Source organism: Ehrlichia japonica, from assembly GCF_000632845.1.
Lineage (GTDB): Bacteria > Pseudomonadota > Alphaproteobacteria > Rickettsiales > Anaplasmataceae > Ehrlichia > Ehrlichia japonica.
In genome coordinates, this window is the sequence record NZ_CP007474.1 from 796119 (window position 1) to 813963 (window position 17845).

The following is a 17845-nucleotide window of genomic DNA, read 5'->3' on the forward strand; positions in this document are numbered from 1 at the left end:
ATATATAGAATCCTATATCAAATCGAACTAACTTTTGAGTACTCACAAATACATCATTTTTAGCCAAATACCTGTGAATAAGAAGTCCAAACTAAACCAAGACAATACATGATGAAAAAAAACTTTGTTAATAACTTACCTCACTCAATTGAATATTATCAGTAATTTAGATCGTGATACTTTAATATTCATATATAGAATCCTATATCAAATCGAACTAACTTTTGAGTACTCACAAATACATCATTTTTAGCCAAATACCTGTGAATAAGAAGTCCAAACTAAACCAAGACAATACATGATGAAAAAAAACTTTGTTAATAACTTACCTCACTAAATTGAATATTATCAGTAATTTAGATCGTGATACTTTAATATTCATATATAGAATCCTATATCAAATCGAACTAACTTTTAAGTACTCACAAATACATCATTTTTAGCCAAATACCTGTGAATAAGAAGTCCAAACTAAACCAAGACAATACATGATGGAAAAAAATTTTGTTAATAACTTACCTCACTCAATTGAATATTATCAGTAATTTAGATATTCACTTCTATTATTGATATCAAACATTATCTTTTTAATTTGAAGTAATACATCACTTTTACTTAATCCAGTTTTAATAGTAAAATCTGCAAATTTTTTTCTATCATTTTCAGACAACTGTATAGTCATAACTAACTCAAATTGCTTTACAGATAACCCCCTACGTAGTACCCTTTGCACTTGTAACAATCTATTTGTTGTGATATGAATAATAAAATTACAACAACTATAAAAATTAGATTCTATTAATAGAGGAACATCAAGCACTACATATCTAGTTGATTGCCTATTATGAAACATAATAAAGTCTTTTTGTTTTTTTAAAATCATTGAATGCAATACTGACTGAAATTCAATCCACAAATGACTATAAGTAAAAAAGTGATGTCTTAAATTACTCTTATTAATCACCCCATTACTGACAGAGTCTGGAAAATATGTATTAACAAGCTCAATAACATTGTTATCATGGCTATATAAATCATGTACAACTTGATCGGCATCAAATACCACTGCCCTAAAAAAAGTTCTAAAATAGCTCGCAACTAAACTTTTACCAGAACCTACACCACCAGTTAGCCCAAAAACTACCATAATTATAAAATAGTTACTATCAAATATAGGACAAATGCATCATAATCCCCCAATCATATATAAAACTATGTCAACAAAAATGATAGTAAAACTTCTTTGATATAGAAAATAAAAAATAAATTGTCACAGATTCATAAAAGGTTCTCTATATTTGTAAAACAAGTATCTATACAAAAAAACAAATATTTAAATTACTTCTATAGTATATAACTCTATCATTAAAATTACATTTGTATTATTAATATATAGAAAAATTAATTTATATATAAAATGATCTCACAAGCAGTACAAGCATTAAAAAACAAACACTTAATACTATTTCCCACCGAAACTGTATATGCATTAGCTGGAGATGCATACAGCATTGAAGCAATACAAAAAATATATAAAATAAAAGGTAGATCGCATAATAAACCCTTATCACTACTACTTGGTAACATTGACAAAATTAAACAGTTCTCTATTCTTACAAAACATGCAACTCAAATAATACAGGAACTTTCTCCAGGACCAGTCACTTTTGTATTACCAATTCATAACTATAATAAGTTACCTAGACAATTCTTCAATAATACTATTGGAATAAGAGTTCCAGACCATTCCATAGCTTTAGAAATATTAAATAATTTTGACAATCCTATTGTAGGAACAAGTGTTAATATTTCCGGACAACCTAGTGTCACTGCTTTACATCAAGTTCAAGAAACAATCAAACAGCATATTTCAGTAATAATAGAAGATGACAATTTAGTAAAAGGCATTGAATCAACAGTAATTGATTTAACATCACATAAAATACTAAGAGAAGGAGCAGTGTCAAAAAAGAAAATCCAGGATATAATACAAAATATTGTAAATTAGGTCATGAATACTAATTCTACACTAAATAGGATTATCAAAATTATTTAATATTTCTAAAGCTATGGAATGGTCTGGAACTCTTATTCCAATAGTATTATTGAAGAATTGTCTAGGTAACTTATTATAGTTATGAATTGGTAATACAAAAGTGACTGGTCCTGGAGAAAGTTCCTGTATTATTTGAGTTGCATGTTTTGTAAGAATAGAGAACTGTTTAATTTTATTAAATATACTTTATAAAGGAAAGACTCGTATTAACTTGTAAAGCCTAGGTTATTTTATTAATGAATTATTGCAATCCCCAGTACAGTTATATCCTGATAATTTTGCTATCAACAACTACAAACAACTTTTATCCTAGCATTGTTTAACTTAGTGAACATTGTTAAAAAATAAAATCAGTATTTACAAAAAAAATATCCACGTCATACTAACTAATATTATATAATCAAAGAATTAAGTTGGATAACTTTCTCCTTACTAACTTAGCTTTGTATTTAGATATTTGAAGATATCTCAAATAAAATTTTTAAATATGGATAAGATTGTAGGACACACATTAGCAAAAAATACACTAATACACAATATTCACATACAATCATGGCTAATTCATGGTAACAGAGGTATTGGAAAAGCAACACTGGCATGTCATTTTGCTCAATACTTAACACAATCAACAAACTTAAATCATTGTAACCCTGACCTTCTAATAATTAATGATAATGAAGAAACAATAGGAATAGAAAAAATTAGAAACATAAAAAACTTTCTTTATTTAAGCACAGCAAGATTCAAATACAGGATAGTGATAGTGGATAGTATTGATAACCTAACTATCAATGCCAGTAATGCAATGCTTAAGATTTTAGAAGAAACCCCTAGCAATTCTATTATTATCTTAATTAGTCATAATCTACATAAAATCCCAGCAGTTATAAGATCAAGATGTTTTACATTAGGGTTATCTGATCTTAATCCACACGAAACACAACAGGTCGTTAGAAATAACTTTCCATATCTAGACTATGAAAAAATAAGTCATATCTATCCAGGAACTCCAGGAATGGTAAATCAACATATTGATAAAGAAATTGAACTATACGAATGCCTCATTTCACTACTTTCTAATCAATATGATAACAAAACTATAGAAAATACGATAACAACTGAGATCAGCTTCTACAAAGTAGAACATATATTATTTACTATCATATCAGATCTAACAAAAGAAGCATTAGGTATATCAACAAATTTAAGTGATTACAAGCACCTAACTGATAACATAAAAAATAAAATTAACATTGATCAACTACTATCAAAACTATCTCAAGCACAACAATTAATATCTTACGCAAAAAAATTTCAATTAGATAAAAAATCAGTAATGCTAAATTTGATTAATATCATAATTAACTTACTATAAACTACAGTCAACTTTTTTAATCTAACATATTAGAATCAACAATTTAGAATAAAAAATAAAATTACATATTACAAATAATACCAATTGAGCACAAAGGTAAAAAATCACCAAAAGCACTCAAATATAATTTTAATACGCTGCTATTATAAAATAGCTATTAAATTCTATATTTATGTTAATAAAGTAATAATTTTGCAAAAAATTTATAAAAAATATTATTATCTACTTAAAATTACAGACTAATTAACCATGCTTTAAGTAATAACAAATAAATTTAGTTGACTATATGAACTAACCTAATATCCTAAATCTTGTTCAGTTATGTAAAATTAGGAGTTTAAGTTATGAGTAAGGATATGGTAGTGAGAACACTTATGGGAGAATTAGGATTAACAAAAAAGGTATCAAGTCAAGCTTATGATCTAGTAATGCTAAGTATACAAAACGCATTAGAAACTTCTCATCTAATTAGATTGCACAATGTTGGAACACTACATGTCATTCAATGTACAGAGAAAAAATATCATAACCCTAAAACTGGAAAGTTAGAAACGCTAGCTCCTAAAAAAAGAGTAAGATTTAGATCAAGCAAAAAATTATCAAATGCTATTAACCATTTAGATGATTAATTAGGATGCACTAGTAATGATTCTTTTCATTTTATAAACAGACATACCTATGCCATGTAGCACAGATTCACAAATTAAAAAATGCCCTATGTTAAGTGCTGATATATATGGTATTTTTGCTATAATACCAGCACTGTGATAATTTAAACCGTGTCCAGCATGACAGCTTATACTTTGCTGGTAGCAGTATTCTGCAGCTTTTTTTATTTGGAATAGTGTATCTTGTGTAGCATTGTTACAATATTTTCCAGTATGTAGCTCTATATTATTAGCATGTAGCTTTTTTGCCTGGTCAATTTGATCTACATCAGGTTCAATAAATAACGTAACGTCTATATTATGGGCATGCAATTTCTCAATAAATGACACTAAATAGGAAGAAATACGTTTTATATCCAATCCTCCTTCTGTTGTGAGTTCTTGTCTTTTTTCAGGAACTAAACATACGCATTTCGGTTTTACCTCTATTGCTATTGATAACATCTCATCAGTTGCAGCAATTTCTAAGTTTAACGGAACTTTTAAATTCTCTTTTAACCTAAAAACATCATTATCTTTTATATGCCTGCGATCTTCTCTTAGATGCACAGTTATAAAATCTGCACCATAATTTACTGCCATATTTGCTACTTCAAGAATATCTGGATAATCAATACCCCTTGCATTACGCAACGTTGCAACATGATCAATATTAACTCCTAAAGCAACCCCTGACATAAGAACCTCTCATACATCTATGATCAAAATATATTATATACTATCAATAAAAATTTTACACAAATACTATATTTTATTTAAAGCATATCCTCTAATTTGAGAAGACGAGATATCATAAGGTCTTAATCTAATAAACATCCATCCACATTGATAATTTAACAATAACTGAAAATTCATAAAATACATATTTCTCATATAACTAGCAAAAGGAGTATTTAAAGACCGATATACATTTTTGCTACGCTCAAAAACTACAATTGGCAATAATTTACAAAAATCTTTCCATCTATACCAATAATGAAAAGAAAAAAGATTATCATCTCCCATTAGCCATACAAACTTAATATTTTTAAACTTCTTAAACCTAGCCACAACATTATAACTATAACACTCTTCAACCTTAACAATACTTACTCTTGTATAACTAGAAACTAATTGCTGTGATAAAGCTACTCTATCTTCAATATTATAACCACCATCAAATTTTAAAGGATTACAAGACACAATTAACCACCATACCCTATTTATACCTAACCTTTTAATAGCTTCTCGAGTAATATATAAATGACCACAATGTGGAGGATTAAAAGATCCCCCTAACAACCCTATTGTTAAATTTTTCATCACAATAAAACTTATAAAAATATCTTATAAGACTCAAATATATAATAAATAACTTACTATAATCATTATTTATAACTAATATTTTACAATTACTACATAAACTTAGTAAGCAGTTGATAATTATATATAGAATAAAGTCTAATCCCTTCATCACAAAAATTCATACCCAATTCAATCTAGATAAAAATATATTCAACTCTAAACAACCCAATAATCACAGTAAAAACTATTTTTAAAAAACACAAATCTGTACATAATATAGGTTATACTAGTACCAAGTTTTTAATAAATTCGTCACATAATCTTAAAGATTCTTAACTTAATTTGTACGAAATAATACATAAATGTAATATGTTCATTGATTAGTAAATATCTTAAAGTATAATTGTGCATTATCAACAAGTTAATTTTCTAAAAAATGTTTTACCCCACACGAGATCTTAAAACAATATATTCTAAAGACAAAACAGTATGTGTAGAGCATATACTAGAATGCATGAATGACACAGATAAACAACTACAACTATATAGTAATCACATATTACATGAATATGTAGAACAAAAAAAACAAGAATTAAACAACCAGAGAAAAAGTCCTCAAGATATTCAAGCACATATTTCAAGTGAAAGCTTTTATCACGAGGCATCAAGTCATACTGAATATATGCTTAGCCAGTATATTATAGAGCACTTATCTGATAGTAACTATCTAGGGGAGCACAAAATAAAACTACTAACTGATTGCACAAAACACCTGGAACATACAAGAAAAAGCATGATAATGCAAGGAGTATATAAGATTTCATTGCTAAGTGAATTTAATCAGCTAATGAGAGATACATCCGATGAAGAATTCAAAGCATTAATTGAAGTAATAATAGCGTGCTCTCACCTAAAAACAGATCTTACTAATCAACAGCAAAAGTCTCTAGAAGGAGCTATAGAATCATATAATAAAGAAACAGAAGGTTTTTCACTTCAATCACTACGCAACTTTGCAGAAGATGCAACAGGAATTGATATATTGAATCCAATGTCTTCTATAAAGAAAAAATTAGGGATTAATAAATCAGAAGGTACAAAACAACCTTTAGGGTCTATGGATGAAAAACTAGTTGATGTAATAACCAGCCACTACAGCTGCTATTATTTCATATTAGGGGCTCTTACATTTGGTCTTGGAGGTTTCGCAGGACCACTCCTACCACTTCTTGTTATAACCACTGTTGGAAAAAGTCTATACAGTATGGTTACGGAAGACAAAGGCAAAGAAGGAACTATTCATAATCCTTTTCAAGAAGGAATAACAAGGCAACCAAGAACAACTGAAAGACCACAAAACTACACTGCAATATTAGAACAACGTAAGAAAGAAGCAGGTGAGCAACACAATACAGACAAACCACAAACTAGCAAGTAATTAAAAATTTGTACAAGTTAAAGTGCCATTAAACACTTAAAACGACTTTCAGTATTAAAAAATACTTATGAATCTTATTACATTAAATAAATCTAAGATACAATAAAATACACATAATAACAATAAAGTCCTCTGATATTACACACGTTATGATTTACCTTAACATCCTAGTTAATAAATTAATATCATCCCTCAACTTACTATCTGTATCTATTAACTTTTCTATTTGCTTAACAGCATGAATTACTGTAGCATGATCTCTGCCTCCAAAACTCTTTCCAATCTCTGGTAAACTCTTCTGAGTTAGTTTCTTTGATAGATACATTGCTACCTGCCTGGGACGAGCTAAAGTCCTTAATCTCCTAGTAGAATACATATCAGTCATCTTAATATTAAAGAACTCAGCAACCTTTTTTTGAATACATTCCAATGTTACTGATCTATGATTTGCACGTAACAAATCAGATAAAATATCACTAGCTGAATCCAAAGTAATACTACAACCAACTAATGAAGAATGTGCTACTACCTTATTAAGTGCACCTTCCAACTCTCTAATATTGGATTTGATATTTTTTGCTAAAAACTCTAATACTTTATTTGGAATATTAATACCCATTTTTTCAACTTTCAGCTGCAATATACCTAATCGTAGCTCAAAAGTTGTCTCATTGATATCCGCTACTAAGCCCCAACCTAATCTTGACTTTATTCTTTCTTCAACTCCATCCAAATCACTAGGTGATCTATCAGCAGATATTACTAATTGCTTATTCTGATCTATTAATGCATTAAACGTGTGAAAGAATTCTTCCTGAGTACTGTCCTTACCACTAATAAATTGAACATCATCAACCATCAAGATATCTACAGAACGAAATTGTTCTTTAAACAACATTATGTCCTTGCTTCTTAATGCTGTAACATACTGGTACATAAATTTTTCCGCCGAAAGATAAGCTATTTTTCTTTTTGAAGAAGATTTTATGATATACCAAGCAATAGCATGCATTAAATGAGTTTTACCAAGTCCAACTCCACCATATAGGAATAAAGGATTACTTCCAGATATTGGTTCGCTAGACTCTGCTACTCTCCTTGCTGCAGCAAAAGCAAGCTCATTTGGCTTTCCCACCACAAAATTATCAAAAGTAAACCTAGGATCTAAAGGAGAACTCAAATGATCGTAATTATTCTTTACTTCCCTATCCTGTTGATCTTTGATATTAACTAGTAAGTTAGTATCTTGATTATTCACAACACAAATATCTACAGAACAAACACTTTCATCCTCATCTTGCCAGTATTTTAAAATTTGATCCAAGTAGTGCACTAGTATCCATTCTTTGATAAACCTAGTAGGAGCAGAAAGTAGAACTCTACCACCTTCATTATTAACATACATTAATACACTCAACCAACTATCATATATGGCATTACCATAAAACTTATGTAATTTGCTTTGAATATCTTTCCAAATTACCTGGTTATCAGATCGAAATCTTTCTTTTATATAATCCCCTAAAAGCCCAGTACTACCATCATTCATATAGCCAATCCAAAACTACAATCATAACTCGAGAAACCATAAACCCCATTAGTACCACCAATTTACTGAGAGTTATGATCCTCTGCATTATACAATAGAAAAACAAACTCATCCATCAATTTCCCACAAAGAGATCAAATCTTCTTTAATGTATAGCAATATACAGCTAAAAGTTCACTCAGTGAAACAAATTTATATATACAACTAAAGAAAAATAGAGATATTACAAGTTAAAATAATAAAAAACTCAATACCATATTTAAACAATACAATACATTCGGTTTATTTAGCCTCAACATAATTAATATCAGGAGCATCTATTGCTTTCATACCTATAGCATGATACCCACCATCAACATACAAAATTTCCCCTGTAGTACCTTTACCCAAATCACTTAATAAATAAAGTGCTGCTCCACCTACGTCTTCTATTGTAGTATTACGCCTTAAAGGCGCATTATATTTATTCCACGTTAATATGTAATGAAAATCTCCTATTCCAGAAGATGCTAAAGTTCTTACTGGCCCAGCAGAAATAGCATTAACCCTAATATTCTGAGAACCTAAATCAACAGCCAGATACTTTACACTTGCTTCTAAAGCTGCTTTACACACTCCCATCACGTTATAGTGAGGCATTACTTTCTGAGCACCATAATAAGATAACGTCAATATACTACCTCCATTACACATAAGCTTTTCCGCCTTTTTAGCAAGATAAGTAAGCGAGTAACATGATATATGCATAGACGTCAAAAAATTATTCAGTGATGTATCAATATACCTACCTTTCAGCTCATTTTTATCAGAAAAAGCAACAGCATGAACTAAAAAATCCATACTCTCCCATTCATTACTAAGCTGTGCAAACATACTATCTACAGTATCTTCTTTAGATACATCACATTGCAACACTAACTTCACACCTATAGATCCTACCAAAGGATCTATTCTTTTTTTAAAAACATCAGATAAATAAGTCACTGCTATATCTGCTCCGTGCATAGCTAAGGTTTTAGCAATCCCCCAGGCTAAAGATTTATCATTAGCAATCCCAATAATTAACCCTTTTTTTCCTTTCATTATATCACTAGCAAGCACTGATATCTCCTTATTTCTTAGACATGCCTTTACAATACTACAAAATTCACAGGTTACAAAACTATAATAAAAAATTTTCAAGATGCGGGAGCGACGAGACTCGAACTCGCGGCCTTAAGCGTGACAGGCTTACGTTCTAAACCAACTGAACTACGCCCCCGATAAACATAAGGTCTATAATGCTAACTAACATAAAAAAAATTGTCAATAAGGTTTTATTCTTATTTAATCTTACAGCTCTTACATAATAAAAACCCACGGGCTTTAATAACATTATTTAATACTTATTGCAATCAAATAATGTAAAAAAATATACAAAATTATAGAATTTAGACTATCTTCAATTTATAACAACATTGTTTCCTATCTTTGACATATCACATAGAAACAACCTCTCATAAAAAATATGCTATTCAGTCATTAAACTGATTTCAGTCCCTCCAACACACAACTAACTGAAATTTATATGATTTGGAAATAATCGTATAACTAATGTTCAAGCACATTTCAATCAAATTATTAATTCAATAACATATTTTAATAACAACAATTAATAGATACATGTCTTAGTTCTTACATTGCAATAAATATTATTTGTATCAATAATATGACTATTTATTTTCTAATTGCTGCTTGATAATAGAATTCACTATATCAGGGTTTGCTTTACCTTGTGTTTCTTTCATCACCTGACCTACAAAATATCCAAACAGCTTTTCCTTACCTTGTTTGTATTCTTCAACCTTACTTGTATTATCTTTTAAAACCTTTTCCACAACTGCAGATAACGCATTTGTATCACTTAGTTGTCTTAACCCATATTCATTGACTATCAATGCAGGTGATTTACCTGACTCAAACATCATATCAAATACCTGTTTTGCTATCTTCCAAGAAATAGTATTGTCAACCATTAGATCAAGCAATTGTATTAAATGTTCAGCTTTTACTGAAGATTCATTAATAGTAATCCCAAGCTTATTCAACCTACTAAAAAGTTCACCTGTTATCCAAGATGCTGCAAGCTTTGCATCATGCTTTTCTACAACCCTTTCGAAATATATAGCAACATCCTTATCAGAAGATAAAATACCTGCATCATATTTACTGAGATTAAAATCACTAATATAACGATCTCTTTTTTGTACAGGTAACTCTGGCAAGGATGATTTTACATGATTTATATACTGATCATCAATTTTTAATGGAAACAAGTCAGGATCCGGAAAATATCGATAGTCATGGGCATCTTCCTTAGTCCTAATCACTCTTGTTTGTCCTAAACCAACATCAAATAACAACGTATTCTGAGTCAGTATTTCTCCATTCTCCAACGCATTAACCTGTTTATTTGCTTCATACTCTATAGCTTGCATAACATAACGAATGGAATTAAGATTTTTTATTTCAGATCTTACTCCAAGTTCACTACTTCCAACAGGTTTTACTGAAACATTCGCATCACAACGCAAAGAACCTTTTTCCATATCTCCATCACATGTCTCTATAAAACGCAATATCATACGTAACTTTTTTAGATATTCTGCAACTTCTTCAGCAGATCTTAAATCAGGTTCCGATACTATTTCCATTAATGCAATACCTACCCTATTGAAGTCTAGATAAGTCTTATTAGATTCATGAATACTTTTCCCAGCATCTTGCTCAAGGTGAATCCTAGCAATACGCACCTCCTTCATATCATGATCTTCTAAAACAATTTTACCTTGTGTTGCTATAGGATAATAAAATTGCGTTATTTGATAACCAGAAGGCAAATCAGGATAAAAATAATTTTTTCTATCAAAAGCTGAATACTTATTAATCTGACATGATAAAGCAATTCCAGTTTTTACTGCCTGATAAATACAATATTCATTAAGCACAGGTAACATACCTGGCATTGCCACATCAAAAAGCGATACCTGTGTGTTAGGCAAAGCATCATAAGTTTTCGCTGAAGCACTAGAAAATAATTTAGAATTGGAAATAACTTGTGCATGAACTTCCAGCCCTATTACCACTTCCCAATCACATCTATTTCCTTTGATAATTCTCATAAAAATATATCACTTTAAATAAAATATATTAAATCAACGCTTTAATAGTGACAACACTTCTTTTGAACAATTAATTTCCTTATTAATTACATAATTTTCATAATTATCATCTATCTTAGACAATTCATAATGGTAATTCACCATAATACCCATTGAACTACTTAATCCTTTTTCAGAAATATCAGCCATCCAATTTAACTGTTTTATAATTGCCCCATTACTTAAATGAAAGTGTGCTACTGGATCTAATGCCTTATCAGAGTTTTTAGCTCTTACCAAATAATAAGCACATAATTTTAAAAATAAATTTTTAATATCCTGAGATAAATCAGCATATTGTTTAGCATTAACGTATGACATTATCTCATCAATAGATACAGTAATTTTCAGATCATCTAGCAGCTCAAGACGATGTGGTAAAGTATTCACAACCCACCTAATGAAACCTGGTATTGGAGAAAGAGTTGCATAAATTTTAATATTTTGAAATTCCTCTGATAATTTATTCACAACACGTTTTATCAAAAAATTACCTAAACTAATTCCAGAAAGTCCCCTCTGAGTATTTGAAATTGAATAGAAAATAGCTACCTTTGCATTTTTCGGATCCTTAGCTGGCACCTGAGAATCCAACAACATTTGTATACTAGTAGCCATTTCATCAATAAGAGCTACTTCTACAAAAATTAAAGGTTCTCTTGACATTTTATAATGAAAAAAAGAAAAACATCTACGATCTGAATCTAATCTATCTCGTAAATCATCCCATGAAGAAATAGCATGAACTGCTTCATATAAGATCAATTTTTCTAATAAAGAAGCAGGAGAATCCCATGTAATTTGATGTAAGTCTAAAAGGCCAATGTCAAACCAATAAGATAATATACTCCTTAAATCTTTTTCTAGGGAAAAAAACAATTGATTCTTATTTAACCGAATTACATCGGCTCTCATATCAACAATAAATTTTAAACCATCAGGTAATGAAATAAATTGCTTAAGTATACGTAATCTAGGAGACTCTAAAACTGTCATCAATTCAAATTCGTATTTTCTTTTTCCATTTTCATTTACTTCACGTATATAATCCCCTATCTTTTCATCTATCTCAAATCTATCAGCGCTAAATTTCTCCTCCAACAACTTTAGAAAAGCTATTTTACCAACGTCAGATAAATTCAAATACAAATTACCTAAAGATATAGTATTATACCTCGCCTTAATCTCCCCACCTTTTGGGTTAACACACTCTTTCATTTTTTCATAAAGATCACTAATATCCTGATCTCTAGTTAAGTCCTTATTAATACTGCCAACCCAAGAAAATATTGCATCAGCCATTTCTCCCATAACTTTAAAAACACTATTTATTGTTTTATTTCTTATTACTGGTAATGAGTTATCCATTGTAAACCACAATCAAAGTAGATGTTTTAATTAACACTATTCCATATTATTAGTCCATTTTTTTTAGAATATAACAACAAAATGATTGACTGATTTGTTAATAAAATACGATAATAATCCTTGTTAACTCACAATGAAGATACAACTATGTCGACTATCGGTGTAAACAAGGTAATCCTAATAGGCAATCTAGGCAAAGACCCAGATATTAGGGTAATGCAAAATGGAAAAGAAATGGCAAGTTTCTCTATCGCTACATCAGAAAGCTGGGTAGATAAGACATCAGGCATACGTACAGAAAAAACAGAATGGCATAACATAGTAGTATTCAATGAAGGTTTAATAAAAATTATAAAAAACTGTATACGCAAAGGAAGCAAAATATATATTGAAGGATCGTTAAGAACAAGAAAGTGGACAGACCAAAACAATATAGACCGTTATACAACAGAGGTTATTTTACAAGGGTTCAACTCAGCATTGTATATGCTAGATGGCAAAAATAATACAGCAGATAATAATGTTATACCTGAAGATTATACTGCTAAAAGTCTGAATAAAGAAAATTTCCAAGACAGCAGTTGTGATGATATAATTATCGATGATGAGATACCATTCTAGTCATGACTTTAATTCACCACACATATATAAACATTTGTACTACTCGCTGCAATTCTGTGTTTTCAGTATTAACACATAGGGTACATATGGATTCACTATAAATAACACTAAAATATCACCCTGCTACTACTTAATTTAAAGTGCATATATGAAAAACTCAATTGCTTACTAATGGACTTTGTAACACAAATTGCTTTAATGACAACAAAAAAGTACAGCTATTGAACAAACATCATTTTAACTATTTATAATAACAAATACATAATAAATGACATGCTTTTACATACAATAATTAACTGAGAGACACAGCCTATCAGTTAATTTCATATCATATGTGAAAATTAGTTACTTAGTACTATCATGAATCTTGTAATATAAATCACGTTTATTACAGTATAAACTTAAATCAAATATATAGTTGTATGTTACAGCACTGACATATAAATTTTAGATACTAATAAACCCAAATTACTGTACATGTACAAATACTCAACTACTTGTTGTAGTAATGAACTTTTTGTATAACATACAGTTCATAGTAACACAAACTCATACAAAAGAACTATGCCTAATCTAGGCATAAAGTAATATATACTATTTAATAAAACTATGCAGAATCAATATACCTTGATTAAAATAGTGTATAATAACCTTATGCAGGATACTCAAATCTCAAGATTATATGAAATCAAAACATATATCACATTAACCTTACAACAAAGTTATTAAGTATAAACTGATAATAAATACTCAAATCACTTACATAAAATTACAGACTAAGCAGCAAATGTGGAGTATTCCAACAATTTGACGACTAATAACATTAAACCGAGCCATTATTTAAACACACTCTCATATTCAATAACTTTCTTATTTTTCTTGAGACAATAAAAACCATATAAAGAAAGCAAAGCATAAAAATCTACACAAAGTACAGGAGAAACACCTAATTTTGTCAACCATAAAAATACTACAGGTGTCAACATACCAAAACACCCTATTGCAACACTGTATGAAACTGAATATCCAGTTTGCCTAACATTAGCTGGGAATAAAAGCATAATCATAGCAGAAAGAGGTGTTGAACACATACCTAAAGAAAATGCTATAAGAAAATAAGTTACAATAGATTTACCAAAAAACCACACAAGCGGAGATATACCTAAAACAAAAAATACTTGAAGACATAATGCAACAGTTGTAGTCTTATATATCCTACAAAGCATAGAAACTAGACAACATGACAAAGTTATTGTCAAAATCAATAAAGCATATATTGTCATACTTACTTTACTTTGTACACCTAAGAATACAAAGAAAGCATAGAATAAAGAGTTACAAAAAGGCACAAAAATAAGTGTTATTATACAAGGTTTTTTATAATTTGATATTACATCTAAAATAGGTATTTTAGAAACTTTACTCTTGCTTTTATAATCTAAATACTCTCTACTCTCCTCAATAGAAGTACGTAAGAAAGGTAATGATAAAGACATTGCTAACCCTATAGCAAATGGAATTCTCCACCCCCAAGAATAAAATTGAGTTTCTGGAATCAAATTATAGCATAGCTTGAACACAAAACATCCAACTGCACCACCAAATATTGCTACCAGAAAATGACCCCCCATCGCATAAGCAATATTACGATTGTTTCTTATATTTTCTGTCATTAAAACTACAGCTCCTATTTCTCCAGAAAAGGATAATCCCTGTAAAATACGAAACACTATTAGTAAAATAGGCGATAATATCCCTATAGATTCAAAAAGAGGCAGAAAAGTTATCCCACCTACTGATATAATAAGTACAGTTACAGAGCTCAATAAAACAACTTTTCTACCATACTTATCACCAATATAACCAAATAACAATGATCCAAAAGGTCTAACAAAAAAAGCTATTCCAAACGTCATAAATGATAATAATAGAGCAAAGTTTTCAGTTAGATGAGAAAAAAACATCTGACTAAATATTTTACTAAAATTTCCATACACTAAAAAATCATAGCACTCTATAAATGCACATAGAAGTACTGATAACATTGGTTTTACATTGGAATTTGTTGACATACTATATACTTATATGATACTAATACTAACATAATTACAATATATTAGTTATGTATGTCAATTATTATTAAGTAAACAAACAATTAACTAAGATTCATTGTAACCTATAACCTATTATACATATACTTAACTATAGGATTGTTTTACACATGATAATGCATTAATAGTGAAACAGAGTTTGAAAAAAGATATTCTAGGTTTAATATTACATCATATGCTAAAGCTCTGAAATAAAGTCTTATCACTAACCACTGATGAACAATTAGCTATTATAATAAAACGCATATAACAAAAGTTCTATAAAATGCCAATCACACGTCAGCAATTACTGTAAAACCAATGTTTATGCCTTATCAAGCGCATATTATATCTCTACAAAGTAATTTTCACCAATCCTACAACAGTATTGTTCTAAATTCTAATTTAAACACATAACACTTTCCCATATTTATATTTCTTCAAAAACAAAAGATTAAGTAAAGATAATGACACACAGAAACTTAAATAAAATATAGGAGATATATCCAACTGAGTTATTTCTATCAACCATAAACAAATTATAGGGGTAGTCCCACCAAATATTGCTACCGCAATACTATAACACACTGAAAAACCAGTTTGCCTGATATTAACTGGAAACAAAAATACCAACATAGACAATATAGGAGTTGCATACAAACCTAACAGAATTGCTAACACAAAATAACTAATTACAGAGTTAAATCCTAAGAAACATAAAACAGGAACTACACATGTAAAAAACAACACATGAATAACTAATGATACACTTTCAGGTTTGTATACCCGAAAAGAAAGACAGGATATAAAACCTGACACCAACACTGCCAATATTAAGAGACTATAAATTACCATACTTACTTGTTGCTGTATATTTAAAAATACAAAAAACATATAAAATAAGATATTAGAACTTCCTATTAAACTGCATATCATTATACAAATCTTTTTATGATGTAGTATTATATCCAAAACAGGAACTCTAGGGACCTTTTTGCCAGACATGTAATCCAAATATTGCCTACTTTCCTCAATAGAATGACGCAAAAGAGGTAAAAATATAGACATCATCAAACCAACAATAAATGGTATTCTCCACCCCCAAGAGTAAAACTGAGCTTCCGGAATAAGATTATAACACAGCTTAAAAGTAAAAGACCCAACTGCTCCTCCAAGTATTGCTATCGCAAAATGTAAACTTAATACCATAGGAACTTGCTCTTTCTTAACATTCTCTGCTATTAAAACAATAACACCTACTTCACCTCCAAAAGACAATCCTTGTAAAGTGCGTAACAACACTAATAGAATAGGAGCTAATAAACCTATCGAATCAACAAGAGGTAAGAATGCAACACCTCCAACTGATAAAATAAGCAAAGCTGCAGATATAAATAAAGATATTTTTCTCCCATATTTATCTCCAATATATCCAAACATTAATGACCCAAAAGGCCTAACAAAAAAAGCTATTCCAAATGTCATAAATGATAGTATTAAAGACAAACTTTCACTATTAACTTGAGAAAAAAACATCTTACCAAATATACGTCCAAAATTCCCGTACACCAAAAAATCATAACATTCTATAAAAGCACATAAAAGCATAGACACTATTGCTTTTTTATTAGAACCATGCAACACTTTAGGTAACAATACTATAAAAATAAAGAGTTAAAAATTACAGTTATTTATCTCTTATGTCAACCACTATCAACAATTAACAAACAATTAATTTTTAACCTAAATTTATATTAGTGTGGAATATTTTTACTCTAGAAATATGCACATTAATAAAATATAGAAACTAATTGCAACATAGCTATAACATAATATCAACAGGCTATTTCGTTTCAAAACATTTTCCTAACATATAGACCTTCTACTAATCTTTAATGGATGACTTACAGTCAATCTATAATCTGGAAATTTAGAACAGAACTCATTCAAATACAATTTTTACCAATGTTTAAGTTGATTCTCATAATCAACTTAGTCTTTGAAAATTATCCTCATATCAATCAAGCACTTCCTTGTTTTTTCTGAAATTGCATTATATTATCCACAAACTCTAACCAGAAGAAAATTTACAAAACATTCAAAAAAACTTTTGTGGCTAACATAAATATTACATTTAGTAAAGTATAATACATAGATATAATCTTAAAAATCTCGACAATTTTAACACTCGTTCAA

15 protein-coding genes and 1 tRNA gene are annotated in these 17845 nt (G+C 29.4%); 5 read left to right on the forward strand and 11 right to left on the reverse strand.

Annotation, left to right across the window (positions count from 1 at the left end; translation table 11 throughout):
* Positions 1-538: 538 nt before the first annotated feature.
* Positions 539-1147: a dephospho-CoA kinase gene (gene coaE / locus EHF_RS03170; protein ID WP_044195140.1), complete on the reverse strand. Its 609-nt coding sequence runs from the start codon at positions 1145-1147 to the stop codon at positions 539-541.
* A 270-nt stretch (positions 1148-1417) separates the two neighbouring features.
* Here coaE and EHF_RS03175 point away from each other — a divergent pair, with 270 nt between their 5' ends.
* Positions 1418-2008: an L-threonylcarbamoyladenylate synthase gene (locus tag EHF_RS03175; protein ID WP_044195142.1), complete on the forward strand. Its 591-nt coding sequence runs from the start codon at positions 1418-1420 to the stop codon at positions 2006-2008.
* Between the two features lie 21 nt (positions 2009-2029).
* On the opposite strand, the gene EHF_RS04595 is transcribed toward EHF_RS03175, so the two are convergent.
* Positions 2030-2239, reverse strand: coding sequence for a Sua5/YciO/YrdC/YwlC family protein (locus EHF_RS04595; RefSeq protein WP_308416972.1), 210 nt, complete (start codon positions 2237-2239; stop codon positions 2030-2032).
* A gap of 304 nt (positions 2240-2543) precedes the next feature.
* Between EHF_RS04595 and EHF_RS03180 the strand changes: the two genes are divergently transcribed.
* Together EHF_RS03180 and EHF_RS03185 are read left to right on the forward strand one after the other, a co-directional pair.
* On the forward strand, positions 2544-3431 hold the full coding sequence (locus EHF_RS03180; protein ID WP_044195145.1) for an AAA family ATPase: 888 nt from the start codon (positions 2544-2546) through the stop codon (positions 3429-3431).
* 344 nt (positions 3432-3775) lie between these two features.
* Positions 3776-4060: an HU family DNA-binding protein gene (locus EHF_RS03185; protein WP_044195149.1), complete on the forward strand. Its 285-nt coding sequence runs from the start codon at positions 3776-3778 to the stop codon at positions 4058-4060.
* On the opposite strand, the gene EHF_RS03190 is transcribed toward EHF_RS03185, so the two are convergent.
* Positions 4061-4777 carry a pyridoxine 5'-phosphate synthase gene (locus EHF_RS03190; protein ID WP_044195152.1) on the reverse strand — a complete coding sequence of 239 codons (717 nt, stop codon included), beginning with the start codon at positions 4775-4777 and terminating at the stop codon, positions 4061-4063.
* 66 nt (positions 4778-4843) lie between these two features.
* Entirely contained in the window at positions 4844-5401 is a 558-nt protein-coding gene (locus EHF_RS03195; RefSeq protein ID WP_044195154.1) for an adenylyltransferase/cytidyltransferase family protein, read from the reverse strand.
* A gap of 496 nt (positions 5402-5897) precedes the next feature.
* Here EHF_RS03195 and EHF_RS03200 point away from each other — a divergent pair, with 496 nt between their 5' ends.
* Complete coding sequence (locus EHF_RS03200; protein ID WP_232228932.1) at positions 5898-6821, forward strand: hypothetical protein; 924 nt, start codon at positions 5898-5900, stop codon at positions 6819-6821.
* A 154-nt stretch (positions 6822-6975) separates the two neighbouring features.
* On the opposite strand, the gene dnaA is transcribed toward EHF_RS03200, so the two are convergent.
* From dnaA to EHF_RS03225, 5 genes are all read right to left on the reverse strand, one after another.
* Positions 6976-8370, reverse strand: a complete 1395-nt coding sequence (gene dnaA / locus EHF_RS03205; protein ID WP_044195159.1) for a chromosomal replication initiator protein DnaA — start codon at positions 8368-8370, stop codon at positions 6976-6978.
* Positions 8371-8652: 282 nt separating this feature from the next.
* Positions 8653-9453, reverse strand: coding sequence for an enoyl-ACP reductase FabI (locus tag EHF_RS03210; protein ID WP_044195901.1), 801 nt, complete (start codon positions 9451-9453; stop codon positions 8653-8655).
* Between the two features lie 103 nt (positions 9454-9556).
* Positions 9557-9631 (reverse strand) — tRNA-Asp (locus tag EHF_RS03215).
* A 451-nt stretch (positions 9632-10082) separates the two neighbouring features.
* On the reverse strand, positions 10083-11531 hold the full coding sequence (gene gatB, locus EHF_RS03220; protein ID WP_044195161.1) for an Asp-tRNA(Asn)/Glu-tRNA(Gln) amidotransferase subunit GatB: 1449 nt from the start codon (positions 11529-11531) through the stop codon (positions 10083-10085).
* A 33-nt stretch (positions 11532-11564) separates the two neighbouring features.
* Positions 11565-12938, reverse strand: a complete 1374-nt coding sequence (locus EHF_RS03225) for a malonyl-CoA decarboxylase (protein ID WP_044195164.1) — start codon at positions 12936-12938, stop codon at positions 11565-11567.
* Positions 12939-13085: 147 nt separating this feature from the next.
* Between EHF_RS03225 and ssb the strand changes: the two genes are divergently transcribed.
* Positions 13086-13559, forward strand: a complete 474-nt coding sequence (gene ssb, locus EHF_RS03230) for a single-stranded DNA-binding protein (RefSeq protein WP_044195168.1) — start codon at positions 13086-13088, stop codon at positions 13557-13559.
* Positions 13560-14395: 836 nt separating this feature from the next.
* Here the strand turns inward: ssb and EHF_RS03235 are convergent.
* Positions 14396-15631: an MFS transporter gene (locus EHF_RS03235; RefSeq protein ID WP_044195170.1), complete on the reverse strand. Its 1236-nt coding sequence runs from the start codon at positions 15629-15631 to the stop codon at positions 14396-14398.
* Positions 15632-16054: 423 nt separating this feature from the next.
* A complete protein-coding gene (locus tag EHF_RS03240) occupies positions 16055-17293 on the reverse strand; it encodes an MFS transporter (protein WP_044195172.1) in 1239 nt (412 codons plus the stop codon).
* Positions 17294-17845: the final 552 nt, after the last annotated feature.